Origin of the sequence: Neobacillus sp. 114 (assembly GCF_030127045.1) — a bacterium.
GTDB lineage: Bacteria > Bacillota > Bacilli > Bacillales > Cytobacillaceae > Neobacillus > Neobacillus rhizophilus.
In genome coordinates this window covers 787,563-814,499 of the sequence record NZ_CP126144.1, presented here as the reverse complement: position 1 = coordinate 814,499, position 26,937 = coordinate 787,563, and the positions used below count along the sequence as shown (strand labels likewise).

At 39.5% G+C, this 26,937-nt stretch carries 19 protein-coding genes and 1 pseudogene; 5 read left to right on the top strand and 15 right to left on the bottom strand.

Annotation, left to right across the window (positions count from 1 at the left end):
• Positions 1–677 precede the first annotated feature (677 nt).
• On the bottom strand, positions 678–2,972 hold the full coding sequence (locus QNN06_RS03935) for an ATP-binding cassette domain-containing protein (protein ID WP_284037025.1): 2,295 nt from the start codon (positions 2,970–2,972) through the stop codon (positions 678–680).
• A gap of 177 nt (positions 2,973–3,149) precedes the next feature.
• Entirely contained in the window at positions 3,150–3,341 is a 192-nt protein-coding gene (locus tag QNN06_RS03930; protein ID WP_481819240.1) for a hypothetical protein, read from the bottom strand.
• A gap of 113 nt (positions 3,342–3,454) precedes the next feature.
• Between QNN06_RS03930 and QNN06_RS03925 the strand changes: the two genes are divergently transcribed.
• Positions 3,455–3,622 (top strand): hypothetical protein, encoded by a 168-nt coding sequence (locus QNN06_RS03925; RefSeq protein ID WP_284037024.1) that lies wholly within the window; start codon positions 3,455–3,457, stop codon positions 3,620–3,622.
• A 272-nt stretch (positions 3,623–3,894) separates the two neighbouring features.
• Here the strand turns inward: QNN06_RS03925 and QNN06_RS03920 are convergent, their stop codons facing one another.
• A complete protein-coding gene (locus tag QNN06_RS03920; protein ID WP_284037023.1) occupies positions 3,895–9,540 on the bottom strand; it encodes a metallophosphoesterase in 5,646 nt (1,881 codons plus the stop codon).
• 276 nt (positions 9,541–9,816) lie between these two features.
• Between QNN06_RS03920 and QNN06_RS03915 the strand changes: the two are divergent.
• A pseudogene (locus tag QNN06_RS03915) lies at positions 9,817–10,251 on the top strand (DUF4230 domain-containing protein).
• Positions 10,252–10,599: 348 nt separating this feature from the next.
• Here QNN06_RS03915 and QNN06_RS03910 read toward each other — a convergent pair.
• From QNN06_RS03910 to QNN06_RS03885, 6 genes are all read right to left on the bottom strand, one after another.
• The gene (locus QNN06_RS03910) at positions 10,600–11,301 is read right to left on the bottom strand and encodes a FadR/GntR family transcriptional regulator (RefSeq protein WP_217033320.1); all 702 of its coding nucleotides are present in this window, start codon (positions 11,299–11,301) and stop codon (positions 10,600–10,602) included.
• 118 nt (positions 11,302–11,419) lie between these two features.
• Positions 11,420–12,307 (bottom strand): 2-hydroxy-3-oxopropionate reductase, encoded by an 888-nt coding sequence (garR, locus tag QNN06_RS03905; RefSeq protein WP_284037022.1) that lies wholly within the window; start codon positions 12,305–12,307, stop codon positions 11,420–11,422.
• Positions 12,308–12,330: 23 nt separating this feature from the next.
• Positions 12,331–13,236, bottom strand: a complete 906-nt coding sequence (locus QNN06_RS03900) for a dihydrodipicolinate synthase family protein (RefSeq protein WP_217033317.1) — start codon at positions 13,234–13,236, stop codon at positions 12,331–12,333.
• Positions 13,237–13,382: 146 nt separating this feature from the next.
• Entirely contained in the window at positions 13,383–14,558 is a 1,176-nt protein-coding gene (locus QNN06_RS03895) for a glycerate kinase family protein (protein ID WP_284037889.1), read from the bottom strand.
• 70 nt (positions 14,559–14,628) lie between these two features.
• The gene (gudD, locus tag QNN06_RS03890; RefSeq protein WP_213118703.1) at positions 14,629–15,981 is read right to left on the bottom strand and encodes a glucarate dehydratase; all 1,353 of its coding nucleotides are present in this window, start codon (positions 15,979–15,981) and stop codon (positions 14,629–14,631) included.
• Positions 15,982–16,113: 132 nt separating this feature from the next.
• On the bottom strand, positions 16,114–17,436 hold the full coding sequence (locus QNN06_RS03885; RefSeq protein ID WP_284037021.1) for a gluconate:H+ symporter: 1,323 nt from the start codon (positions 17,434–17,436) through the stop codon (positions 16,114–16,116).
• Positions 17,437–17,709: 273 nt separating this feature from the next.
• On the opposite strand from QNN06_RS03885, the gene QNN06_RS03880 reads away from it, so the two are divergent.
• Both QNN06_RS03880 and QNN06_RS03875 read left to right on the top strand, forming a co-directional pair.
• Positions 17,710–18,753 carry a CdaR family transcriptional regulator gene (locus QNN06_RS03880; protein WP_284037020.1) on the top strand — a complete coding sequence of 348 codons (1,044 nt, stop codon included), beginning with the start codon at positions 17,710–17,712 and terminating at the stop codon, positions 18,751–18,753.
• Between the two features lie 316 nt (positions 18,754–19,069).
• A complete protein-coding gene (locus QNN06_RS03875) occupies positions 19,070–19,225 on the top strand; it encodes a hypothetical protein (protein ID WP_213118706.1) in 156 nt (51 codons plus the stop codon).
• 141 nt (positions 19,226–19,366) lie between these two features.
• Here QNN06_RS03875 and QNN06_RS03870 read toward each other — a convergent pair whose 3' ends face one another.
• Positions 19,367–19,957, bottom strand: a complete 591-nt coding sequence (locus tag QNN06_RS03870; protein WP_284037019.1) for a TetR/AcrR family transcriptional regulator — start codon at positions 19,955–19,957, stop codon at positions 19,367–19,369.
• A gap of 248 nt (positions 19,958–20,205) precedes the next feature.
• Here QNN06_RS03870 and QNN06_RS03865 point away from each other — a divergent pair, with 248 nt between their 5' ends.
• A complete protein-coding gene (locus QNN06_RS03865) occupies positions 20,206–20,616 on the top strand; it encodes a VOC family protein (protein WP_213118708.1) in 411 nt (136 codons plus the stop codon).
• Between the two features lie 95 nt (positions 20,617–20,711).
• Here the strand turns inward: QNN06_RS03865 and QNN06_RS03860 are convergent, their stop codons facing one another.
• The 5 genes from QNN06_RS03860 to QNN06_RS03840 form a co-directional block, all read right to left on the bottom strand.
• Positions 20,712–21,860 carry an ArgE/DapE family deacylase gene (locus tag QNN06_RS03860; protein WP_284037018.1) on the bottom strand — a complete coding sequence of 383 codons (1,149 nt, stop codon included), beginning with the start codon at positions 21,858–21,860 and terminating at the stop codon, positions 20,712–20,714.
• Between the two features lie 461 nt (positions 21,861–22,321).
• Complete coding sequence (locus QNN06_RS03855; RefSeq protein WP_284037017.1) at positions 22,322–23,728, bottom strand: C40 family peptidase; 1,407 nt, start codon at positions 23,726–23,728, stop codon at positions 22,322–22,324.
• Positions 23,729–24,288: 560 nt separating this feature from the next.
• Complete coding sequence (locus QNN06_RS03850) at positions 24,289–24,702, bottom strand: acyl-CoA thioesterase (protein WP_481819256.1); 414 nt, start codon at positions 24,700–24,702, stop codon at positions 24,289–24,291.
• Positions 24,703–24,778: 76 nt separating this feature from the next.
• Positions 24,779–25,735 (bottom strand): VOC family protein, encoded by a 957-nt coding sequence (locus QNN06_RS03845; protein ID WP_284037888.1) that lies wholly within the window; start codon positions 25,733–25,735, stop codon positions 24,779–24,781.
• Positions 25,736–25,750: 15 nt separating this feature from the next.
• Positions 25,751–26,914, bottom strand: coding sequence for an acyl-CoA dehydrogenase family protein (locus tag QNN06_RS03840; protein ID WP_284037015.1), 1,164 nt, complete (start codon positions 26,912–26,914; stop codon positions 25,751–25,753).
• Positions 26,915–26,937: the final 23 nt, after the last annotated feature.

Sequence of the window (26,937 nt, the reverse complement as noted above, 5' to 3'; positions counted from 1 at the left end):
TCCTATGTGATAAATATTCCTTCTGGACAGTGCTGCCTAGAAACGATACGACTTCTTCCTTCTAGGTTACTTATAAACTGCTGAGCGAAATAAATCGACTGCATTGACACCCTGAAAATAAAAAAAAAGCTGCCCATTTGGACAGCCTAGAAAAATTTCATTAAGGGTGAGGGGGAACACACTTCTTCTCCTCCAAAGAGCCGATAGGCGACACCAACTTAGTAAAAGGAAAATCAAAAAAGGGGACGCAGCTTGCGGCGATGCCAATGCCTAATGCCCCCAAATCCTCCGGTAGTTGGCCACTCAGAATTCCCCCTTTTTCCCCTGGCCGGCAGATCGAGTTGGAATCCATTTGGCATATCTCTTCCGGTACGAAAGATTTCGGTTGATTGCCTAGACATTGGTACTGCCTGTTGGGCATCAACATCTGCTACGGTCAGTAAAGATTCATTTTCCCAGTTTCTAAGAATCGTAAACAATAGGTAATGGAGTTAATACCAACTAAGTGGGGTAAGGGTCTATTTTATGCTGAGATCCTTCCAGATATTGTGACTGAGGTACACAATTTTCAGAAGGCAACGCCCATTTGGGTTAGTTGCCTTTCTTTAAATTTTGTTGGGAGATAAACTCCACATATGCCGGGTGTAACCGGTAACACTGGGGTGTTTGTGAGTAAATTAATTACATACCGCCTGTCCTGAATGTTTTCTAACTCCATCCTTTAACCATTTCGCTGTCAATGTTTCTGCATGTAACATCTCTTCCGGTGTGCCTTCGAATATAATTTGTCCGCCTTGTTTTCCTCCACCTGGACCCAATTCGATTACCCAGTCGCTCGCCGCTATAAAGTTTTGATTGTGTTCGATGATGATGACAGAATTTCCTCTGTTTACGAGTTTTTGAAATACGTCTAGGAGTTTTTCATTATCTTCAGTGTGTAGTCCTAAGGATGGCTCATCTAATAAGTAGATTTGTCCTTCTTTTTGCAAGTGGCTTGCGAGTTTTAGACGTTGGATTTCTCCTCCGCTTAGGGAACTTGTAGTCTGTCCTAAGGTCAGATAACCTAATCCTACGTCTTTTAGCGTTTGCACTCTTTTTATGATCTTTGGTATTTCAACATATTGAATAGCCTCGTCTATTGTTAAATCTAAAATCTCCACTATATTTTTATCTCGATATCGATATGACAATGCTTCGTCTGAATATCTCGTACCGCCGCATGCTTCACAAGGAATTGTCACAGGGTCTGCAAATGCTACTTCTGGCGTTAGGACTCCTTTTCCTTTGCAAATCGGACATGCTCCTCGCGAGTTAAAGCTGAACAAACCTGCTGCTTGTCCGGTTTCTTTTGAAAATATGGTGCGAATATCGTCCATTATTCCCATATATGTAGCTAGGGTCGAACGGTTGGAGATTCCTATGCCGCCTTGTTCTACCATTATGGTCCCCGGATACTTTTGCGTGAAGGCTTCCAACATTAAAGAGCTTTTACCTGAACCAGATACACCACTTATACAGACTAAGACATTTTTAGGTATATCTACGCTTATATTTTTTAAGTTATTGTTACTTGCCCTTTTTATTGTAAAATAACTTTTTATATCCCTTGGATTTTTATTTATTTTTAGCTGGTGGTTAAGGGCTGCAGCGGTTGGAGAGTTTTTTAGTCCTTCTACTTTTCCTTGATAGACCACTTTTCCTCCATTTACACCTGCCCCCGGTCCCATCTCTATTATTTCATCCGCTACTTTTATGACTGATAGATTGTGTTCGATCACGATGACAGTATTATGTTGGTCTTTTAGCCTTTTTAGCATCATAATTAACATATCCACTTCTTCTGGATGGAGTCCTGCACTTGGTTCGTCGAAAATGTAGGTAATATTGTTGAGACTGCTCCCCAAATGACGGGCGATTTTTACCCTTTGAGCTTCGCCAGCGGACAGGGTGCCCATTTTTCTTGAAAGACTCAAATATCCTAGTCCCATGTCGACTAGTTGTTTTACATGCGGGATTGCTTGTCGGGCTATTGATTCTCCCATAGGATCTTTTATGTTCTTTAGTTCTTCCAGTATTTCCGGAAGCTCTAATTGATCGTATTCTGCGATATTTAGGCCATTTATTCTACACTCTAATACCTTTGGGTTTAAACCTGAACCTTGGCAGGTTGGGCATAATGAATGTGTTGATACGGCTAAAACATCATCTTGGGATACTTGTTTTAGTTTTGAGATGTCTCTATTGATATAGACCCGCGTAAATCTAGGCAATAACCCATCCCATTCTGCGTTATGAGGTCCATTTTTTGTATGAAACGGCGCATAGGCTCTTTCACCTTCTCGGGGACCATATAAAAATAGATGGAGATCTTCTTCTGAGTAGTCCTTTAATGGTTTATCCGGATCGAATAATCCGCAGGTCATCATCCAATGACCTTGCCAGCCTGAAGGCGATAATGGCTTAAATTTCACTGCATACTCTCGAAGTGACTTATCGAAATCAATGATCTTAATTAGGTCGGGCGCAATTACCTCCCCAAATCCGCCACATTCAGGACATCTGCCAAAGGAACTTTGGCTCGAAAAATCGTTGGCAGAACCTATTGGCGGATTTCCTATTCTCGAGAACAACAGTCTAATTAATGGATTTATATCCATATAGGTGCCTACTGTTGAGCGAGAATTGCCTCCTATTTGTCTTTGTTCTACTACTATAACCGGGCTTAAGTTTTGCATAAGATCTGCGTGGGGTCGCTCGTACCTTGGCATTTGATTCCTGACATAGAGAGGATAGTTCAAAGTCATTTGTCTTCTACTTTCTGTTGCTAATGTATCAAAGACGACTGAGCTCTTTCCTGAGCCTGAAAGACCAGTAAATACGATTATTTTTTCTTTTGGTATGTTTAAATCAACATTTTTTAAATTATGTTCTTTAAGCCCTCTTAAAATGATTTCATCTTTCATTTCCGACATTTTGTCATCCTTTCAGATTTTTCTACTTAGAAAGTTCCTGAGTCCCTTTACTATAATTATAATCAGATAGATAATTTAATAATCTTTTAATTCTCCAATTTTAAACCCTAGCTAAAAAATAAATCCTTCCCCTTAAGGCCGCAGCACTTTTTTATAAGCGTTTGTATACAGAAATTTTTAATAGTAAAATTCTTTATTTATTTTTATTTCTACGAAGGGGCGCTGCCAAACATAGGAATGACCGAACTTACCACTTGGCTTTTTCCTACATAAAAGTTTCTTTCGAGCTTTCTCCTCAAATTCTTGAACCTTTAAAACAATCTCTTCAGCATCTTGAATTAATTCTTTTCCATCAACCGTTGGTTCCACTCCTAATCGTGTCCGGTTAAAAAGATAGATTCCAAGCTCATCTTCCAGCGAAGCAATGGCCCTGCTTATCCCTGATTGCGTAACATGCAGATTTTGCGGGGGCCTATTTTAAGATGGATAATGAAAATGGGCGAAAATCATTAGAACAATATATCAACCTGCCTGATCGTTTGTTTTCGACATTTGTTGAGGAGGAGTATGAGGTCAATAAAGGTGTCTATAACACGATCGATTTGTGTTTTTACAAGAATGGGCTCCATAACTTATTGATCAGAAGATAAACAATCATAAATTTTCTATGTAATCTACATGACAGTATGTATTCAGAAGGGAAAAAATTAAAATTTGGCAATGGCGGATTGTCAGTAAAATTAAAAGATTATTTGGAAAATGTTATTTAAATAATTTATCGATAATAGTCAGAAGATTAGTAGTTTCTGTATTAATTCCTTTACAGAGTACAAAGTGGGCTCCAAAAAAAGTGCCTAGCACCACCCGAATAATGCCGAAGAATTCAACAAAATACGGGTGGTGACAGGCATTTATTTGACACCTATTGTTTCTGTTTTAATCTTTGTTTAAACAAGATCGTTCCCCCCATGAGCAGGAGAATGATTCCTGCAAACAGCCAGTTATACATGTTTGTTGCTGTTTCTGGCAGTTGCACTTCTGTTGATGGATGAACTTTTTTGTTTATTGCTGTGTTTGGCAGTTGTTTTTCTGTTGATGAATTTTCTGTTTCTGTACCTTGTACTTGTCCATCTGTTGATGGATTTGCTTTTACCAGATCATTTGGACGGAAGACGCCATACGTACTTAAGTGCTTCGTCATGGCTTTAATTTGGCCATTTTCGAATGTGCCCCCAACTAATTCCCAGACTTTTTTATCTGGATTCCAATAAAATACCTTTAATTCTTCAGGATGGTCGACTCCACTTACAGGGAAAGCAAGCTGTATCTCATGGGCAAAATTACTAATAATTTTATCACCCTGTTTGATTGTGAAGTCATACACAGCCCCTGCTGCCAAATTGGATGAAGGAAGCTTTTCAGGGTTTTTGCCCACTCTTTCGATGCTAATCACAAGGTTTTCCCCTTTTGCGAAGTTTGCGGCATCTACTAGAAGCTCCACATCATCTTTAACTATTTTAATTTTCGCCTGGCGATTGATGAGCGTTTCCAGCTGGCCAGGTGTAAATTGAATCGTAGTGACTTCGTCCAGACTCTTTTTTAATTCAACCACAAGAGTTCCATCTTCAGCCAGTTGATTGATTTGGTCATCAGAAACGGTTGCTCTGTCTCCAGCCTTTACAGGAGTGACCAGTACTTCCTTTTGAAGATGAGGCACGTCACTAAAGAGAACATTTATGGTGATCGTGATCATTTTCTCATGCTGTCCATCACTTACCAGAATGGAAAGTGTGTAAACCGCTATGGCTGCTGCATGTAACTTCGTTGCATCGGCAACTGTTATTTCTCCGGTCTTTTCATTAATGGCAAACGTTCCTTCATTGTTTCCGGAAGAGATTTTGTATGTCAATGCATCACCATCGGCATCACTTGCCTTAACAGCGCCGACTACTGTTCCATTTGCAGTCTTCTCATCAATGGTAAACGAAGCATCATCCGCAGTTGGTGCGTTATTCACTGGATTCTCTGCTGTTGCTTTTTTCTTTATCGTGTAAGTATCGTACAAGTATGGCAATTTTGTGATTTCATTTTTCGTTTGGTCATACTTAAACGCATACGTGTTAAAGGTTACAGAATCTTGTGCTACCGTTACTGTCACATAAGCCGTCTCTTTTTCGATATCACTCTGCGGCCCTTGAGGGTTTAACGGATCGCCGACTGGTTTAGCAGAGTTTTTATCAAGGAATTGATAATTCGTTGCTAGCGGATCATTAGCCGTAACCGTATAATTCTTTTCACCATACCATTTCAACCCGCCAGCTGTAAGAGCCACCATATAGAATGGTACATTGTCTGGCTGTAGTGCCGTTGTTTCATCAAGCATTTCTGGTTTTGCATTGACACCCTGTTCGTTAATAAAACCTCTTGAAAACACATGATCATGCCCTTGCATGACTACATCAATATCCAATTCTGCAAATATTGGTGACCAATACTTTCTTAATTCGATAATATCGTTATCTGTTATGTGGCTGGCCCCGGTGTAGATAGCCTTGTGCATACCAACAAAAATCCACTGTCCATTTTCTTTTGCTTTCCCTGCCTCTGATCGCAATAAAACCTCCTGTGCTTCTAATTCTGGTTGTGTATCATTTTGGGTGTTAAGCATCACGTATTTTACTGGACCATAATCAAAGGCATAAGCTCCGCCTGATTGATTTGGTACGTTAATATGACCGTTAAAGGTAGCGTTGTCATGGTTCCCTTGAACGACAGAAATGAGGTTGTTTTTCAAGAAATCTGCCCCTGCAGTTGGATAGGCCCCGCCGTTATTAAAGAACAAGTTCCATTGTGTCTCATTTGAAGATGAATCAGTCAAGTCCCCGCCAATATAAGTAAAGGCAGAATCTGTTAACTTGCTCAATTCATTAAAAGTGGCTCCTGCCGCGATTGAATTTACAGCGTTGCTGATTTGCGGGTCCACTATATAGTTGAAAGTAAAGCTATCTTTGTTCCCTGCTTCAGGTGCTGTTTTAAATGTTCCTGTGAGCGTGTTTGCGCCTGCTCCCGCTGTATATTCATACTCTGTACCAGGTGTTAATCCCGTCACTTCCACCTTGTGGAAGAATCTGTTTCCTGCACCTACCGCATTCGTTCCACTAAATATAGTTGATGGACTTCCGCCTTTTTTATTCACTTTCAATAACGTTTGAACTTTCTCATTGGTTGTCCAAGCGAAATTGACACTTGTTGATGCATCTGTCCCTACATGCATCGTCAGTTGTTGCGGCACCTTATTAGCATCTACCCGAATAGGGCTGTCCGATACAGGATGCACTTGTGTTATCAGGGTTTTTCCATTTGCAGTAACTTCTGCAAACCAACCCGTATCACTGCTTGCCAATGGCTCCCATACAGTAGCGGCTATATTTCCGCTTTCAACTGAAACTGTATTTCCGATTTTCACATCTTCTGTGACACCAGCAGTAAAGGAAGCGGTAGATATTATTCTGTTTGGATTTTGTAATGGAAGATCGACAGTAAAATCATCGACTTCTGGCGAAAATGCATTATATTTATCCATTACAGGCGAGTAAGTTTTATTAATCAACTTTCCGTCTTTCAATTGAAGTGTGCGAAGAAAGCCATCTCCACCACGGTTATAATCCTGGTAATCACTCATAATTTCCTGTACGAAACGTGATGCGCCCGGGACTGTTCTTGTATTTCTGGACACTCCAGGATTATGTCCGCTTAATACTAGAGCTACATTATTATTTGGCACAATAATTTTTTCAAATATCTGCTGACCACGTTGAGCTTTGTCAAAGTCGCCATTTGTTGCAAGGTACTCGTGCACTAATAGAATCGCACTGCGATTGCTGTATTCTTTAAGAACTGAATTTGCCCATGTAACCGTATCAGGCGTTACCTCAACTCCCATCCCTAGGTAAAGCATGATTAAGTCTTTTCCTCCGATGGTCACGAGGTCATAATGATGGGTATTATTGTTGTAGCTTCCGCCATACCATGGTTGCCCTGCATAGCGGCCCTCGCCGAAATAGGAGAAATACCCGCTAGATTCATACCTTAGATTAGTAAAGTCCCCCACGTCATGATTTCCAGTAACAACACCATTAGGAACTTTTGCATCATCTAATATTTTATGTGCAGCATCTGAAATCTTCCATTGTGCCATATTGCCAACGGATTGAATGAGATCACCAGTATGGGCTACATAACCGATTTTATTTTGGTTATATTGATTCGCCAACCATTGTGTCATTTTTTTGTACGTATCATCAGCAGCATAAAAATTTGTATCTGTATAATATTGTGTATCTGTGAACCATCCTATGGTGTCGCTGCCATTCGATACAAGATCAGGAACAATCATTGCCCGAAGCTTACCTTCCGATACAAAATCTGCAGTATCTACTTTTGCAGTCAATGTAAAATCAGAACCCTTCGAACCGTGTCCAGAAGTTACCTTTACCCATTTTTCAAATTTATGATTCCAAACTGCCAATGCTAACTTTTCACTGCCTTGCGTATGTCCTGTAAACGACAGAACAACTTTCCCGGTAGATTCCCCTACATTCACATCATAGGCCTGATATGGCATGCCTGATTCCGAAGTAGTCGTAACATAACCGCCAACTTTTTCTTCGAGAACAGTTTCCCCAGGATAGCTCTTATTTTGAAAATTTGTACTGTCCATCACATTGGAATAACCGTGGATGTCGCTAATATTTACAGCCTTATAAAAAGTTACATCCGCCTTTCCACCACCAGGTACATTAGGAGTAATCAATAGATCTGCATGATTTTCACCCCTTATAGTCTGGGGATTTGTCACACTTAATTCGGCACTGTCCACTTCAAAACTTACCGTTTTAGTTGTCGTATTGCCTGCCTTATCCGTAACTGTAATAAGGAGAGTGTGAGTGCCTGACGTTAAAACAGAGTCATATGGCAAAGAGATGGTTGTCCCATCCAGTTTAACTAGTGTAGATGCAATACCAGAGGTTTCATCTGTAATGGATGCTTTTAAACCATCTGTTGACCGGATCATGGCACCGTCCGTGACAGAAGGCTCGACCACCGGAGCTGTATTGTCCGTAGTAATGGTCGCTGTTTTGACTGGAGTACCGTTATCCAATAGCACAATGGTATGATTCCCATCCGCTAGCGACGTTGTATCCACTGAGAATAATTTCACCTTGTTATCCCATGCTGTCAGATCGAACAGAATATCAATCTTGTATGCTAGGGATAAATTACTGCCGCCGGGGAATCCGTCACCCATGCTATACCTATTTGTGTCCAAATAAACTTCTTCCGACATCTGATTACTTTGAGATGCAGGTATGGCAGGATCCACTGCATAATACAACTTTACACCTGTAGGTACAATTTTTCCGCCGTTTGGTAAAGAAATAGAAAAATCAAACACACTAAAGTCATCATAATTTGTCGTATTCGGTGCAGCATTAACATTATAGTCCCCAGCTGAATTCCCTATGACAATACTGATGCTATTAACCTGTCCTGGAGTCAGGAGGCTTAGGTTAAGCGGCAATCTTTGCTGCACATCATCCTTAGGAATATAAGAATTGAATTGATCGTTAATGTATGTAGAATTTTTAAATTTGTTACTTTCAGATTGTATTCCAGAGGAACGAAAATCCAGGTAAGCATTGCCGTCTGTAGTCATCCCGGCAATAGGATTTCCATCTAACGTTAAAGACAGGTTGTCGTTACCTTTTTTTGATGCACCTGTTACATACAATTGGCCGTTAAATAGATCTCCATTGTTAATGTTCCATGAATAGCTACTGTCATCCACTTCGGGAATTTCATCCACTGGCGGAGTATCATCCGCCGGAGGGTTTTCATCCACTGGCGGAGTATCATCCACCGGAGGAATAACACCCTCTGGAGAAATTTTAACACCTTGAATAACGATATCATTGATACGTGTATTACCTGCCATAGCAGTTGTACCATCATCGCCATTTACTTTATAGTTAGAAGTCATAATCCAGCGAAGGAATACTTTATCCTTATCTTGTATTTCTTCTGGTAAAGCTAATGTATTTAAAGGAGAATAACTTGTTGTTGTACTGTAACTGCTGTTCTCTATGTCTTTCCAGTTGTCTCCATCAGTGCTGTAAATGACCTTAAAATCTCTTGGCCCTTGTGGAGATGACGAAACCTTCCCCGTTACTGTCAATTGTTCGTAACCTTTGGTAGAAAGTTCAACTTGCCAATATTTACCATCCATACCCCCAGCCCACTTACCAAGGTATACAGAATCTGTATCAGCGTAGCTGCCAATGGTAGGAACGGCTCCCTGAGAGTTAGAAAATAGAGCGTTGTCTTTATTTTTACCGCTTGTCGCAGGAATGGATGCGGACATTTCTGTTGCAGTAGTCATATTCCATGCTGCAACAGTTTCTAGATTAGCAGAATTGTCTGCATATACAGAGACCCCCCCACCCCAACTACTCATGATCACAACTATTACCAACAGGATGGATAATAGTCTTTTTCCTCTTGCTTTCATAAAAAAGTTTGCCCCTTCACATAGGTATTTTCTGTAGCAATAAATGGTTGAAATTGAATCGTTTTCGCATACCAAACATGATTTTATTCCTTTAAAACCGGTTTCCCATCTCCTGAGTTGCTCTACCAAGAATGAATAAAGCAAGCAGATCGTTCATCTTTTTTCGACAAAAAAGGTAATCACCTCGCTAAACAAAATCTGAATATCCTATTAATCTTATAATATTAATGTAAAACGTTTATTCAAAAATTGTTAATATGATGTAAACTTGGAATTATGTTGACAAAAATGAAAAATTACTCAATAAACCTAGGGAAAGACATCTCTAAGAATCTGCCAGAACCAAAGCGAGAACTACTATTAATTGTACCTGGGACGGTTATTGCTGGTTTTGATTTGAAAGGGATTACTTCTGAGGACATAGTTATTAATGAAGAAACAAAAGATATAGATATTACCCTTCCTCATGCAAAGCTCATTTAGGAACCATCATTACTGATGGATAAAATGCAAACCTTTGAAAATGGTGGGCTTTTCCGTGCTGATATTAAAATGGATGAGGGGTTGAAGAATGCCTCTGAGGCAAAAGAGCAAATTCGTCAAGAAGCCATCTCTGCTGGTTTACTAGATACTGCAGAGAAAAATGCTGAAAAAGTGTTAAAGGAATTTATTAAGAATATTAGTTATAAGGTAAATGTCACGTTTAACTAATAGGACGGCCTGCCCATGCTACTTGGGACAGGCCTGTTCTGTAATTTACTGGGGGAACCATAGAGGTTTCTCGAATTCTACTTATTGTAGAAATCGACAATCATTAACCAAAATTGAATTATACCCACATGTAAACCATTAAAGCATTTGTATCGCAGCCACTCCTAAGTCGTGAGCATGGCTTTGTGCATGATCTACTATTTTAAAGACTAATATTGCTGAAATTATGTATTATTAAATACTAGTAGTCATTGCTTGTTGTTGGCCCAAAAAGAAAAGTAAGATTTGAACCTATATAATAATTCTTTGCATATCGTTCATAGTAAACATCCTTATATTTTTGCTATTTCACTCAGATCTGTCGGTTTTCAATACTTTTTGCCGGACATAATCAAGATGTAAAAACATTTGATGAAATGCCTCAAAGGGATCCCTTTTCGCCAAAGCATTGTAAATAGCAATATGGTGGTTAAGGGTTCGCTCTCGTTCACGGACTTTTACTATACTGTTTGTTTTGATTAAAGTGACAATTAAAGAATCAATCAATCCTTCCACCACTGGATTATTCGCACTTAACGCAATAATGCGGTGAAATTCAAGATCTGCTTCCCAGTAATTATTGTCCTTGCTGCTCTCAATGACATCGATGGTTTGTTTTAACCTCTCTAGGTCTTCATCACATATTTTTTCAGCAGCAATGGTAATTAACCCTAATTCTAAAGCCATCCGTGCTTCAATCATGGCTTGTAAGTTATCGGAAGCCAGTGCTAACATGACTGAAAAAGGATGACTGCTGACTTTATTGTTAAAAAAAGTTCCTTCACGGGTTTTCCGTGTAATAATGCCCAATGATTCAAGAGAGCTAAGTGCTTCACGTAAGACAGGACGGCTGACATTTAGTATTTCCATCAATTCCATTTCCGTAGGAAGCTTATCTCCCGGTTTCATTTGGCCGCTGATCAATAGTTGGGTAATATTTTCCTCTACCTGCTTGGACAATGTATTTCGAGTCACGGTCCCAAATGTAATTTTTTTAGGAGAATGATCCATTATTGACCTCCTTGGATTTAATTTGACAGCTTTATTATAATATATCCTGTGACTATTGTATCATTATAAAAAAAACGCTGCAGAGCGACTGCAACGTTTCGTTTCTATGCATTTTAAGTTAACGGCTAACCTCAGCATTCGCTAATTTTTCATAGTATTTTAAAAGACTGCTATGATCTTCAAACTCGTGGCCATCGGTTTTTAATGCATACATCATTTCAAGAACCGCCGCTGTTAATGGTGTTGGAGCCCCAACTTCATGGCTAGTCTCTAGTGCATTCGTTAAATCCTTCATGTGCAAATTTATACGGAAGCCCGGTTTAAAATTACGATCGAGCATCATCGGTGCTTTTGCGTCTAATACGGTGCTTCCTGCCAAACCGCCGCGGATTGCCTGGTAAACTGCTTCAGGGTTCACGCCCGCTTTTTGCGCTAACACAAATGCTTCAGAGACCGCTGCGATATTTAAGGCAACAATCACTTGATTGGCAAGCTTGGTAACGTTACCTGCGCCGATTTCCCCAACGTGGACAACCGATCCGGCCATAGCATCCAGTACATCTTTCACTTCGTCAAAAACTTCTTTCTTGCCGCCGACCATTACGGAGATGGTTCCATCAATGGCCTTAGGCTCCCCGCCGCTGACAGGAGCGTCAAGCATTTCGACTCCTTTTTCCACCAATGCCTTATACACTTCCTGAGAAGCACCTGGTGCAATCGAACTCATGTCCACATAAATTAATCCTTCATGTGCACCTTCAATCAGTCCATTTTCACCTAAAGCGACTTCCTTCACGTTCGGAGAATTAGGCAGCATCGTAATGACAATATCTGACTTTTCTGCAATGGCCTTAGGAGTATATTCTACTTCTGCACCCAATTCCCGAAGTTCGTTCGCTGCATCTTGATTAAAATCGCTGACAATCAGTTGATAGCCGGCTTTGATTAGGTTTTTGCTCATAGGCTTACCCATAATTCCAAGTCCGATAAATCCGATTTTCTTCATATTATTTCTACTCCTTTATATTTCTATTTTTCTAGTAATCCAGCTTCTGCCATTGAGCTTCTTAGTGTCTCTAATACTTCCCCTTTACTGCTCTGGACAGGTTTGACACAGTCGCCAACCTCTAATCCGAGTAAATTCGCCATATCCTTTGTGGCGACAGGGAAGGTCGCTTTATCCTGGGCAAGACGAACGGGATTTAACGCGAATTGTGCCTCTAATGCTCCCTTCAAATCGCCTTCCATATATTTGTTGTAAATCGACGTAACCAGCGGGCCAAACATATTGGCCGTTGAACAAACACTGCCGACTGTCCCAATGCACAATCCCGGAAAAACAAGGGTATCTTTACCGGCCATTACTTTAAAATTCAGATCCCTTGTACAGCGGACCAATTCACTAAGCATCGTAAAATCTCCGCTGGAATCCTTGATACCCACAATATTGTCAACATCCCTGGCCAATTTCTCAGCCAAGTTCACAGAAATGTTGTAGCCCACCCGGCCTGGGTTATTGTAAAGCAATACTGCTGTGTTTGGAATGCTGTCTGCTACTGCCTTAAAATGATTATACAATTCATCAAAGGTCGGCTTCAAAAACATCGGCTGGAGAATCGAAATCCCATCTGCTCCCATCGCCTCCGCCTTTTTAGCCAAACGAACGGCCTGTTTCGTTCGAATCGCCCCAATCCCGAAATAAACGGGAACCCGGCCTTTTGCCTGGTCGATGATGGCTTCAAAAGCAGTAAGCATTTCTTGCTCATCAAACGCATAAAATTCGCCGTTACTTCCGAAAGCTAAGATCCCGTGGACTCCATCTTCAATCACATGATCCACCATAAAACGCAGCTTTGCTTCATCGATATTTTCATCTTTGTCGATTGGAGTGATGATGGGAACAATAATCCCTTTAATTAGGTCGATATTCATCATAATCGGATCTCTCCCATAAATTTTGCTAGTAATGTATAATTTAATTGTATATTTGTCTTACAAATAATTCATTAGGCAAATTCACAATAAATCCTGTCATTTTTCACAAATCAAAGTCTGTTTTTGTACATATCAAACAAATTGCACTAACTTCGGGCACAAACCGCCGCTGGTTTAAGAGCAGTGTGTTGCCTTTGTATCTTCAATACCCTGCAAATATTTTCTGACGCGAAAGCTAAATTATCATGACCGGATTCAAGAGCTTCCTCGAGTGAGGTAACCCCTTTTAAAATGCCAATAATTGCATTAAATCCATGATGATGTAAAACGTCAACACCCTTGCCAATTCTTCCGGCAAAAGCAATTACAGGGACTGAATGTTTCTTGGCAATCGCAGCCACTCCGTAGGGTGTTTTACCGAACAAGGTCTGACCATCAATGCTGCCTTCCCCTGTAAAACAAAAGTCCGCTCCGATGATTTTCTCCTCAAGTCCAGTATACTCGATGACAAGTTCAATTCCCTTTTTTAGCCGGGCATTTAAGAACGCCATTAATCCTGCACCGAGTCCGCCAGCCGCTCCTGAACCTTCAATTTGGGTAATATCTAGCTGCAGCTGCATCTTAATCACTTCTCCAAAATGAGCTAAATTTTGGTCAAGGAGTTTCACCATTTCTGGGGTTGCCCCTTTTTGCGGGCCAAAAATGGCTGAGCACCCATTTTCACCAATTAAAGGATTGGTGACATCACACGCTACATCGATCTTTACCGTTTTAATCCGCTCATCTAATCCGCTTATGTCAATGGAATGCAATTGATCCAAGGCGCCGCCGCCAAATGGGAGTTCATCTCCATTTTGATTTTTAAATGAAACCCCAAGTGCCTGCAGCATTCCCATCCCGCCATCATTGGTAGCACTTCCCCCAATACCAATTAAAAAACGACTCACACCCTTATCGAGGGCATGCTTAATTAATTGACCCGTTCCATAGGTGGTCGTTAGCAGTGGATTGCGATCTTCGAGTTTAATAAGACCTAACCCGCTTGCGCTTGCCATTTCAATCACAGCGGTTTTTCCTTCATCCAAAAGCCCGTATTCGGCTATGACTTCTTTTCCTAATGGTCCGATAACTTTTGTATTGTGGATTTCTCCGTTTGAGAAACTCACGAGCGATTCAACCGTACCTTCCCCTCCATCTGCCATGGGAACAATCACGCATTCTGCATGGGGAAAAACCTTTTTGATACCTTTTTCCATTTCTAGGGCAGCATTCTTCGCCGTCATACTTTCTTTAAATGAATCTGGCGCTAGCACAAATTTCATCATAATCTGTCCTTTTCCTCGATTTCTTGATTAAACAAAGGAGGATGACGTTTTAGTCATCCCAATTTTTTTATCGAACAAGACATGGACGCTTGTTATCAAATTTCCAGCCTGGAATTAAATATTGCATTCCGGCGGCATCATCACGGGAACCTAATCCCATGTTGTTATATCGCTCGTTCGCTATTAAAATTTGATCCATATCCACTTCAATCCCCAATCCTGGCTTATTAGGAATCGTGAGATAACCATCCACAATCTTATACGGGTCTTTGGTTAAATGCTCTATACCTTCCTGCCAAATCCAGTGTGTATCAATAGCAGTAATATTACCGGGAGCAGCCGCTGCTACATGTGTGAACATGGCAAGTGAAATATCAAAGTGGTTATTAGAGTGTGAACCCCACGTTAAACCAAATTCATTACACATTTGGGCTACTCGCACAGACCCCTGCATCGTCCAGAAATGCGGATCAGCAAGTGGGATGCTCACAGAATTTAGTGCGATGGCATGCGACATTTGTCTCCAGTCTGTTGCAATCATATTGGTTGCGGTCGGAAGCCCAGTTTGTTTTCTAAACTCCGCCATGATTTCACGACCTGAATACCCGTTTTCTGCTCCGCATGGATCTTCTGCATAGGTCAAGATTCCATGCATTTCTTTACATAACTCCACCGCTTCATTTAATGACCAAGCTCCGTTTGGATCCAATGTGATTCTAGCATCCGGGAATCTTTCTTTAAGAGCCTTAATCGCTTTAATTTCTTCCTTGCCTTCTAAAACGCCGCCTTTTAATTTAAAGTCTGTAAATCCATAAAGCTTGTGAGATGCCTCGGCAAGCCTGACCACCGCTTCTGGTGTTAAAGCTTCTTCATGGCGGATCCGATACCATTCTTCTTCTGCATCCGGATTGCTGTAATACGGTATATCCGTCTTATTTCGATCTCCAATGTAGAACAAATAACCCAATGTCTTTACTTTTTCTCGCTGCTGCCCTTCCCCTAATAGCGCTGCAACCGGTACATTTAAATATTTTCCCAGCAAATCTAGTAATGCTGCTTCAATCGCCGTTACAGCATGGATGGTGATTCGGAGATCAAAGGTCTGCAGACCGCGTCCTGCTACATCACGAGAAGCAAATGTTTCTCGTACTTTATTCAAGATGTTATGATAATAGCCGATTGATGAACCAACTACCAATTCCTTTGCATCTTCAAGTGTTTTACGAATTCCCTCACCGCCGGGAACTTCCCCGACACCAATATTTCCGCTATCATCCTTAAGGACAACAATATTCCTTGTAAAATAAGCACCATGGGCACCACTTAGATTAAGAAGCATGCTGTCACGACCAGCGACAGGATAAACGTTCATTTCGGTTACGACGGGAGTGGTTTTTACTGTGTTTTGCACTGTTGACATGATATTATCTCCAATCTAAATCTTTTTTTACTTTCAAGTTTTCCTATTTATTTAAAGAGTAATTGAATCTCTTATATCCAAAATCTATCGGGCAGTAATCCTCTTATCCGTTACTGCCCGCTATAAATCTTTTTAGAAAAATAGATTTAGTATTAATACACCGGCTAAGCCTATCAAACCGAGAGCCGTGGTGTAAGTTGTTCTGATCTTTATAGCTTCGCCTACAGATAAATTTAAGTATTCTTTAAACATCCAGAATCCTGGATCTGTAACGTGTGAGAAAGAGATACTTCCGCAAGTGACGGCTAATGTCATCAATTCCATGCTGACACCAGATGCCTGAGCGATGGGCAGAACCACACCGGCAGCTGTCATAACAGCTACGGTTGCTGATCCAAGAGCAATACGTAAAAGAGCAGCGATTAACCATGCAAGGATAATCGGAGAAATATTCCAACCGCCTGTCAAATCTTTAATGTAGTCGGCAATACCTCCATCAACCAATACTTGTTTAAAGGCACCGCCCGCTCCAATAACCAAGATAATCATGGCCATTGGTTTAACTGCATTAGAACATGATTGCATCACATCTTTGAGAGGACGGCCCACTCTTGGTCCAAGAAGCCACATTGCTAGTATTAGGGCAATCAATAGGGCCATATTGGAAGATCCAATGAAGTCCATTATATGTCTGAAACTATTTTCCTTCGGCAAAAATAATGTACAAACTGCATCAATTGCCATTAATATGACTGGGACAAGTGCAACAAACATACTTACTCCAAAGCTTGGCATTTCGTCTTCTTTGAATGTTTTGTTTGTAACAATTCCTTCAGGTATTTCCGGACTAATTTTTTTGAAGAAAGGCACTCGAGTCCATGTTAATCCAATAAAAGCTGCAGCAGGTATGGCAATAATCAAACCGTAAAGAAGTGTTAATGACATGTTCGCGTGAAAAACTCCAGCAACTGCAGCCGGTCCCGGATGCGGCGGAAGGAAACTATGGGCAGTTGATAATGCGATTGACATCGGTAAAGCTACATAAAGTAGATTTAATTTTGTTTGGCGAACAATAACAAACACAAGTGGAATGATTAATACGAATGCTACTTCATAGAACATCGTAACGCCAAGGATTAAAGATGCGATTAAGATAGCAACTTGAACACGTTTTATTCCCATTTTTTCCATTAGTCTAGTAGCAATCCTCTGAGCGGCACCGGCATCTGCCATCAACGTGCCGATCATGGCTCCAAGTCCGACAATAATCGCCGTTCCTCCGAGCTGGCCTCCGAGACCACTAGAGATCGAACCCCAAATTTTGTCGAGCGGGATGCCTACTAAAAAACCAACAAATAAAGAAGTCAATAACAAAGAGACAAATCCATTCATTTTTAAGGGAATCATCAAAATAAGCAAAAGGACAACTGCTAAAGCAACATACAATAAGGGCATGTATCTCTTCCTTCCCGTAAGAAATTAAACTGTTTGGCGCCTTTCGGGCATTTGAACAAAGCGTAAGTCTTCTTTTTTTTACAAAATAAATGGGCCAAGGGACTACTCTACAATCATCACAACCTATAAACCTTCTTAAAATTCCTCTAGTAAACGTTTACATTTCTATTGTATAATTGTCTTACAAATAAATCATTAGTCAAATGGATAAAAAATATATTTATTTTTTTGTGCAAATAAAGTGTAATACTTTCATTTTATCAGGGAGGACATATGAAAATAAATAAAGTTTTAGCCCAAGAGATTGCTGATAAGGTAATGAGCGTTATTCCCTATAAAGTAAATATCATGGATGAAAATGGATTAATTATTGGAAGCGGTGATAAAAAGCGGGTGGACACCATTCATGAAGGAGCCGTTTCTGCAATTGAACAAGGAACCATGGTAACCATCTACAAACCGGAAGGATCTTCAAAACCGGGCGTAAACATCCCCATCCATTTTCAAAATAAAACGATTGGGGTCATTGGCATAAGCGGTGATCCGCGGATTGTCGCACCTTTTGCAGAACTGGTCCGTGTAACAGCAGAGCTATTAATCGACCAGGAATTTTTATTCAAAGAAAAAAGAATAAAGGAACAAATGATGGAGGAATTTCTGTATCATTGGGTGTTTCGGAATAATGAATATGATACAGCCTTTTTCAATAGTGCAGAGGCGATTGGGGTTAACCTGAAATTGATTAGAAAAGCTGTCATCTTAAAAGGGAAATTACGTAAACAGCCATCTTTATTTGCTCAGGAATTTACTTTCAAACTTAATCAAGAAAGCCAACTTTTTATCGTTCCAGATACCAGTGATATTGTCTATCGGTTAGAGCCCCTTATTTCCCAAGACTCAAAAGTAGGAATCGGGGATCGTCATGAAATTCTGGCGAAGTCCGTTCAGGAAGCCAAAAGAGCGATTGAGATATCTGAAAGTTTGGGGTTTGCACAGATTATTTGTGATTATCCACAATTAAAATTTATTGATTATTTAACAAATAAAAATGTAGCTTTTGATGAAATCATCCCTTTTTACGTGCAGCTGGACGAAAATCAAAAAGGACAGGAGTTATTAGAAACCCTTCTTTGCTTTATCGAAAACAGCGGCGATATGAATGCCATATCGTGTAAGCTCCATATTCACCGGAACAGCTTAGCCTACCGGCTTCAAAGAATTGAAATCCTTACTAACAAAAACCCAAAAAAATTCATTGATTTATTTCAGCTCTTTACCGGATATGTGCTATATAAAATGAAGCATTCCTCATCATGATATACAGCCTTCACGTACGAACGTGAAGGCTGTATTTCTTTTCCTCTCCCGCCTTTATACTTGTTCTTTATTATAAAAAATCGCAATCTGAAATCAGTAAAAAGTAAAAGTGATAAAATTTAGATTTCTCTTAAAATAATTAAGAGTTAAGAGGAGCATTTTTAGACATGGACTTAAAACAAATAAAATATATCCTTAAAATTGCGGAAGAAAATAATATCACGAGGTCAGCAAAATTAGGAAATATTCATTAATCCTAGTATTAATTGTTCTGTTTGAAACAGAATAACTAACAATTAATAGGAGGTGCTTTCTAATGAAACAGGATGAGAAAAGCTTTTCTTCGAAAACCCAAAATACAGTTTCAGTGAATGATCTTTATGAGGAAGCAAAAAGAAAAAACATTATGGATTGGGGAGAAATAGATACAGCAGAAAGCGTACTTAAAAAGAGCAATAAAAGCCCTGAATAAGGGCTTTTTCATATAGTTTGTTCAGTATTGTTATACGTGTACTTTAAAGGGGGGAATGGTAATGGAGATTATTAACAAGTGTGCCCTGTCCCCACCCGAATAGTTGAGAAATAATAAAAGCGCAAGAACCATCCCTCTGCTTTACTTAAATATCCTCTCGCTGATCATTTGGAGGAAGCTAGCCCACTTTTCCTGAAATTCGGGACTTTCTGGCGTCAGTCCGGTAATCATTTCCGTAACGTTACTGTAGAGAACAGGATAGATCGTTAGACTGGAAATCATCAAGGTGAGGAAGGCGGGGTCCAACTCTTTCGGAACCAGCCCCATCTCTTGCTTCGCCCTCATATCCTCTACATATGACTGCAGAACTTTTCTTCTACTTTCCGTTCCGTTGCTGTTTTCCGGGATACTCTCAACTGCCTCCCAAGCTGTGAATTTCAGGAATTCCATTAAATGCTCGATGTTCACCTTGTATCGAAATTCTGCCACGTTCACTGGATTTGCGGGCAGGATAAGGTTGCCTGTTGGTACAGATGCTGCAAAGTCAGCGATTGTTTCGTTAATAAGCTCTTCTTTTCCTTTAAAATAATGATAAATTAATTGTTTATTTACCTTGGCACGCTTCGCTATTGACTCAATTCTCGCCCCGTTATAACCTTTTTCAAAAAATTCCTCTTTCGCAGCGTCGAGTATTTTTCTGCGTGTCCGTTCCGCATTCCGTATTTCTCCCACTGTTATCACCTTTCTGCCTATCTATTCGTTTTAATCGTATTCATTCGTTTACTGGAAGTCAAACTTAATTTACCTTATTTAAAGTTTAACTTGATAAATATAAAATTATAATTTATTATAGGAATTGTAATGTTTTTGGGAAAATCAGGTAATGCTACAGGTGAGAATTTGTGAACACTAGACAACATCCATGGCAATTTACAACAAAAAGTAAAACCATTAAAAAAAAAGGAAGGAAGTTGGATTGTATGGGAGTTCAAAACATTTTTGTGAATTTGCCAGTTAAAAACCTGGAAAAAACAATGGAGTTTTTTTCAAAGGTAGGTTTTGAGTTTAATCCCCAGTTCACCAATGAATCAGCTGCCTGTATGGTAATTAATCAAAATATATATGCCATGCTTTTAGTAGAGGAGTATTTTAAGTCTTTTACAAAAAAAGAAATTCCCAATACAGAAAAAAGCTCACAGGCTATTATCGCTTTGTCTGTTGAAAGCAGGCAGGAAGTTGATGAGTTAGCAGAAAAGGCATTGGCAGCCGGCGCAACGCCTACAAACGATCCGCAGGACCACGGCTTTATGTACTCACGAAGCTTCGCCGACCTTGATGGCCATCTATGGGAAGTATTTTTCATGGAAGCATCACATGTAGAAAATAGTTGATTTTCTGAATTAACCTCTCAAAAAATATCAATACTTATAAACCAAAAGGCACAATTCCGTAACAAGAATTGTGCTGTTTATTTATATATCTATTTTTATTTCGATAATCCTAAAATTAACTCTTTATAGATATCGAAGAATGCAAAGTAGTAATCCTTGTAGACATATTCATCTGTTTTGTGTGCCATTTTTGTTTCGCCTGGACCAAACATCATGAATGGGAAGTTGTCATCTTTACCTCGTAATAAGTTTGATGCATCCGTTACCCCTGGCGAACCTTTAACAGCAATTTCCAAATTTAAATGTTTTTTACCGAGTTCTATAGCCAGGTCAACCATTTTAGACTGTCCTGAAGTGAAAACACTTGGTAATGACATTGTCACTTCAACATCAATATTAGAGCCTTCTTTATTGTAAATGCTCGCTGTTGTGTTGAATAAGTCAATCACTTCATCGTTATCAAATTCCGGAATCGTCCGCACGTTTATTTCAGCTACTGCTTTTTCTGGAACTGAGTTTACTTGGTTCCCTGCGTTAAAAATCGTTGTACTCATCACCAATTTATCCAGAACTTCATTTTTACGATCATCGCCATTCAATTTTTCGTCTAGTTCTAATAGATATTCCATCAATGGATTAATCGCGTTATAACCTTGGTCAGGCATAGAACTGTGTGCTGCTTCACCAATAGACGTTACACGCAAGTTAAGTGATCCTTTGTGAGAGTAAATAATTGTGTCATGAGAAGGTTCAGCTACCCATAGATAATCGACATCATCCATATACCCTTCTTCGTATAATTTTTTAGATCCTGCGCCGCCGACCTCTTCACCAGTCGTTGCCATAAAACGGACAGTACCATTCTTTAATTCATTATTTTCTTTGAGTTCAACCATCACTAAAGCAAGATTTACTAAACCTGCTTTCATGTCATTTGTTCCACGTCCGTATAATTTTCCGTCCCTTTCTGTCAATCTGAACGGATCTGAAGTCCACTCGCTTTCATCACCAGGAGAAACGACATCCATATGACCAGAAACACCAATGACTGGACTCCCGCTTCCAATTTCAGCCACTAAGTTAACTCGAGTGTCTGTAACTGGAACAATTTTAGATTCAATGCCATATTCAGCAAATAAATCTTTCAAGTAACTTGCCACTTCAATTTCGTTTTCATTAATAGATTTAATCGCTATAATGTCAGATAAAATCTTTATCTTTTCTTCTTCTGTAAAATGTTTCATACTAAATTCCTCCAAAATTTTATCCGTCTATCGTCAATAAGAATACAACTGTATTTTACCCAAAAGTCCATTATTCAGTTATCCTCTTAGGACTTTCTGGAACTACTGACACCCCAAGAATCTAAAAAAATACTGTAGATATTTTTTATCTACAGTTTCTGATTATTTATAAAGTTCGCTCACTCCACATGTCCAGTGTGTAGGTGACAACACATGGGGTGATTACGGGTTTTTGTAAAATTTTATTTGCCCTTCTTTGAAGTTTTTCTAATTTCTCTAAATCAATAAACAAAGTTTGAATACCATATTTTATAAGCTATCTTTCACCTATGATTCAGCGGTTATGAGTCTCTCATAATGTACGACTGCCACTGATTAAGAAAAAAAGACAGTATGAAAAACAGCTAAGTTACCATTTTTTCATACTGTCTACATTATTAAAATCATATTACTCTTAAAGTTTAGTAAGGAGTTTTTGCACCAAGATATCTAGTCTTCCAATAGGTAGATGTCATATCTGAGATCGTTACACCTGTTGAGGCTGCGCTGATAAATTTGTTGTTTCCTAAATAGATGCCAACATGGGATGGTCCGAGTTTATAGGTTTGAAAGAAAACAAGATCTCCTACGCTTGGCGAAGCCACTGGTGTTGTTGCATCCCATTGTGTTGCAGCAGTCCGTGGTAAGGAGATGCCGACTTTATTAAACACATATACAGTATAGCCACTGCAATCGAAACCTGCTGGAGTGTTTCCTCCCCATTTATACGGCGAACCAAGATATTTCTTAGCCTCTTCTATCACTCCCTGAACGAGAGAAGCTGATGATGCTGCAGGTTTTTGAGCTACTTCAGTAGAAGGTGCTGGCTGTTGAACCGGTGCTGCTGGATTTGAATTCGTTGTTGAGTTTCCAGTTGTTGCTGTTGAACTGGATGTTACCGGCGCTTTTTCTGTTGTTGCTGGTGCACTTGGTGTTACCGGTGCTTTTTCTGTCGTTGCTGGTGCACTTGGTGTTACTGGTGCTTTTTCTGTCGCTGCTGGTGCACTCGGTGTTACTGGTGCTTTTTCTGTAGTTGCTGGTGCACTTGGTGTTACCGGTGCTTTTTCCTGCGTTGTTGGTATACTGGATGCTACCGGTGCTTGTCCAGTTGTTGCACCAGAAGTTACTGCCGAATTATCATCAGCTTTTGTATTAGAAGCACCCTCTGTAGTACCAGTTGCCGGTACCCTTGATGTTGTCACTACGCTTTGTGATGATTCTGCATTTGAAGTGGCTTGAGTGCTCGGTGTTGATACAGCACTTGAAGCTGCTGCTATATTTCCAGTTGTAACTGATTCTGATTTCGTCACAATGGCGGGATTTTCCACACCGCTAACCTTTAACGTCTGTCCAGCATAAATCGTGTCAGAGGATAACTGGTTTATTGCTTTAAGCTGGGACACTGATAGATTAAAACGGGCTCCGATGACTGAAAGAGAGTCACCTTTTTGAACTTTATAAGAAGAATCATTTGAATTTGTTGCTACAATTTTTAATGACTGTCCAATTCGAATAAAACTTGATGTCATGCCATTCAACCGTCTTAGTTCATCCACGGTTGTACCATTGTCCTTAGCAATTTTCCAAAGACTATCTCCTCGTTTGACAGTGTATGTAAGTGATAGTTTCTGATTGACATAGATGGTATCACTTGAAAGAGAATTCCATTCTTTTAATTGGTTAATAGATACATGATTGGAATTGGCAATTTTCCAAAGGCTGTCACCAGGACGAACCGTATATGCGGGTTCTTGTGCACTTGCTGTGGCTCCAAAAGCAGTAAGGACGAGCCCAGCTGTTGCAGCTGCTGTTACTAGATTTTTCTTCACTTTTTTACTTCCTACCTTTCATTATTTGGCTCCAATAAGACATAATAATGAAATAACCAACAAAAAAACATCCACCAAAAGTGGTAGTTCGTTGTTAATCTACTAATATGAATACAGAATTGGTAGAATCTATACTTTTTATTACAAATAGTATATTAATAACTATGCAGGAAGAATAATGAAATCAAGGAAATTATATGTTCACTACTTGCTTTACGTAATATAATTGTAATCACTTTGTAATATTTAATTCTATGACAAAGTGTGACAACAACCGTTTTCATCAAAGTCAGCTTGTTATTCCTAGGAAGGGATGACCGGTCTGGAATGCACTGATTTTTACCAAATTTACCCTTTGTATTCCTCTGATAAACATGACATCGTGCAATAATCATCGTTATTATATTTATGATTGGATGCCTAATGGTCCTCCTTTGATTGGACGTATTCACTACCAAAAGGAACTACATCGTATCTTTTAGTACCATTTTCTGTCAGTTTTACATGGTGAATATTAACAAAAAGAAGAGCCATTAAATGACTCTCACCAAAGGTTATTATTATTTTTGTATGCTCTCAATCCCAACCATCTTCTCCCGTATTTCTTGAGGAATGGGATGGGTCTTTAATTTCCCCTCAAAGGTTGCCCAAGCTCTAATTTCATAACCTTCCGCAACTATATGATCATTTTTATAAAAAAGGTGGCTAATTTTAAAGACTTTATTAAACAATTCTAGGACTGAACTAACGACCTCAACACAATCTTCAAAAAAGAGCGGAGAATGTATGTTACATTTCGATTCAAGCAATGGTACACCAATATTCTGTTGCGAAAAAAGTTTCGATGAAGGCACCCCGATGGCTCCTAAATATTCATGTGTTGCTTCATCCATCCATTTATGATAATTGGGATAATAAACAATTCCTCCCATATCGGTGTCACCCAGTCTTACCTTTAACTTATATCTTGATATCGTACCTTTACCTGCTGTATTCATAAAAACTAACTCCTACTTTCTACATCATCTTGGCTCACTTCTTTTTTACTCATTACCCTTTTATGGTTGATCTATTAGCCTGTGAGGTATTTTCTCCCCAATAAGTAAGAGCGATTTTATCTTCTAAAGTCCATTTAATTGGTTCCCAATCTGGCTCGAAAATCAAATAACCATTTGAAAATAACTCTATTCTTAATCCGCTTCCAGGATCAATGACATATAGGTAAATGGCTTGAGAAATTCCGTGTTTACCAGGACCAACAAATTCTACTTCATGCTCTGATAAAATATCTGCCGCTCGCAGCATATCTTGAGCATTATCTAACCAAAAGGCCAAATGATGCATCTGATGAGTAGTTGGTGCATTTGGATCCTTCATAATGGCAAGGTCATGGACTAAATTCGTCACACTCATCCAAGCACCGATCTGCTTGTCATCTGAATCAACCAAATATTCCCGAATTTTAAAACCTAGGGTATTAGTAATAAAATTTGATACCGGCTCCAACTCAGCATTGGTAGCAATATTGACATGGTCAATTCTTCGCGCTGATATCCCTTTTGCCCAAGCTTTATGACTCTGGTTTTTTAAGATCGTTTTGTTTTTTCCTTCCCCTTTAGGTTTCTCCATATCATAATAGATTTCAAATTTATGGCCCGATGGCAACTGAAAACGAATCGCTCTGCCTTGCCCTTTTTCGACACCACTTTCAATCCAATCTACATTCGTCCCTTTTTCTTCTAAAAGTGATGCAAATTGTTCTAAATCATCTCTTCTTTTCGCTTTCCAACCGATATGATCGATGTAAGAAGTGTCACCCGAGCGAATGGATAAACTATGATGTTCGAAATCTCCCCAGCCTCGTAGATAATGGGTCCCATCCTCTACTGCAGTTTCTTCCAAACCAAGAATCTCTTTAAAAAACCACAATGATTTTTCTATATTCGCAGAAACTAATGCAACATGGCCCAGTTTTGCAATTTCTGGTGCATATATAAAGTTAGTCATCATACTTCTCCTCCCTTACCCTCGAACACCGCTATTGTATCCAAATAATTTTTTCCCTAAAGCATCCACCGCATCTTCATATAATGAAGTTACATGAGTACCAATGGCCAATAAGTCTCTAACAATCATTTCCAAAGGATGCCCTTTGATCAACGCACTAGCTCCAAGCGTTAATAACCCTTTTTGAGCGATATCGATACAAGATTGAATGATACTAGCTCGGATGGCTTTATACTCACTTGGGTCATATTTATAGCCGGTATCCTCTTCCAACATCTCTATATAGGTTCTCATTAACCCTTTGGCTGCTTGAAGTTTCATCATCATTTCCGCAATTACTCTTTGGCTTCTTGGAGATGCTTTTTCTGACTCCCCGGAGATTCGAACTCTTTTTTCCGTTCCTTTCTTAAATTCATCTATTGCTCTTTCGGCCCCACCTATCGCCATTGCTGGGAATCCAATATAAAAGGCAGGCAAAAAATGTACATTATAATATAAATAGTCGTTATCAAAAGGACCTTCTAATGGTTGGCTTTTCTTTTGTATATCTTGAATCTTGAATGTTAAATCCTCAGGTATAAATAAGTCCTCAATTACTAATGTATGGCTTCCAGACCCTCTTAACCCAAGGGATTCCCAATTTTCAACTATTTTTACGTCGGACGTATCAATCACTAAAACAATTTGTTCTGTCATTTCTTGGTCTTTCACCACTGCACCAACAGCACACCACTTACTATGTTTAATCCCACTGACATAATTGTAAGTTCCATTTAAGATAAATCCACCATCAACTCTTTTTGCCGATCCAATGGGAGCCAGAATATCGGCTAATAAACCACTATCCTGATAAATTTCATCCCTGCGGTGTTTCGGCAGATAGGCGACCCAGCAATTATGAAGCGAATAAAAATAGGTCAGCCATGCCGCTGACAGATTATAGAAACCAACCGTTTTTACCATATCGCTAAAGGTGGTAAAATCAATTTGTTCACCGCCATATTCCTTTGGAATAATTAATTTATTGATCCCTTCTTTTTTAATTAAACGAATAACATTTTCGGAAATGGAATTCTCTTTATCTGCTGTTATTTTTTCTAATTCTGCCAACATCCCAATTTTTTTCGCACTTTCCATTAAACTTTCATAAACGTAATTTTGTACTGATGAAACAGCCAATTCCTTCACTCCTTTTTGATAAA

Coding starts and splice junctions, on each gene's coding strand:
- QNN06_RS03935 (WP_284037025.1), bottom strand. CDS start 2,972: ATGTCGGAAATGAAAGATGAAATCATTTTAAGAGGGCTTAAAGAACAT.
- QNN06_RS03925 (WP_284037024.1), top strand. CDS start 3,455: ATGGATAATGAAAATGGGCGAAAATCATTAGAACAATATATCAACCTG.
- QNN06_RS03920 (WP_284037023.1), bottom strand. CDS start 9,540: ATGAAAGCAAGAGGAAAAAGACTATTATCCATCCTGTTGGTAATAGTT.
- QNN06_RS03910 (WP_217033320.1), bottom strand. CDS start 11,301: ATGGATCATTCTCCTAAAAAAATTACATTTGGGACCGTGACTCGAAAT.
- garR (WP_284037022.1), bottom strand. CDS start 12,307: ATGAAGAAAATCGGATTTATCGGACTTGGAATTATGGGTAAGCCTATG.
- QNN06_RS03900 (WP_217033317.1), bottom strand. CDS start 13,236: ATGATGAATATCGACCTAATTAAAGGGATTATTGTTCCCATCATCACT.
- QNN06_RS03895 (WP_284037889.1), bottom strand. CDS start 14,558: ATGAAATTTGTGCTAGCGCCAGATTCATTTAAAGAAAGTATGACGGCG.
- gudD (WP_213118703.1), bottom strand. CDS start 15,981: ATGTCAACAGTGCAAAACACAGTAAAAACCACTCCCGTCGTAACCGAA.
- QNN06_RS03885 (WP_284037021.1), bottom strand. CDS start 17,436: ATGCCCTTATTGTATGTTGCTTTAGCAGTTGTCCTTTTGCTTATTTTG.
- QNN06_RS03880 (WP_284037020.1), top strand. CDS start 17,710: ATGAAAATAAATAAAGTTTTAGCCCAAGAGATTGCTGATAAGGTAATG.
- QNN06_RS03875 (WP_213118706.1), top strand. CDS start 19,070: ATGAAACAGGATGAGAAAAGCTTTTCTTCGAAAACCCAAAATACAGTT.
- QNN06_RS03865 (WP_213118708.1), top strand. CDS start 20,206: ATGGGAGTTCAAAACATTTTTGTGAATTTGCCAGTTAAAAACCTGGAA.
- QNN06_RS03860 (WP_284037018.1), bottom strand. CDS start 21,860: ATGAAACATTTTACAGAAGAAGAAAAGATAAAGATTTTATCTGACATT.
- QNN06_RS03845 (WP_284037888.1), bottom strand. CDS start 25,735: ATGACTAACTTTATATATGCACCAGAAATTGCAAAACTGGGCCATGTT.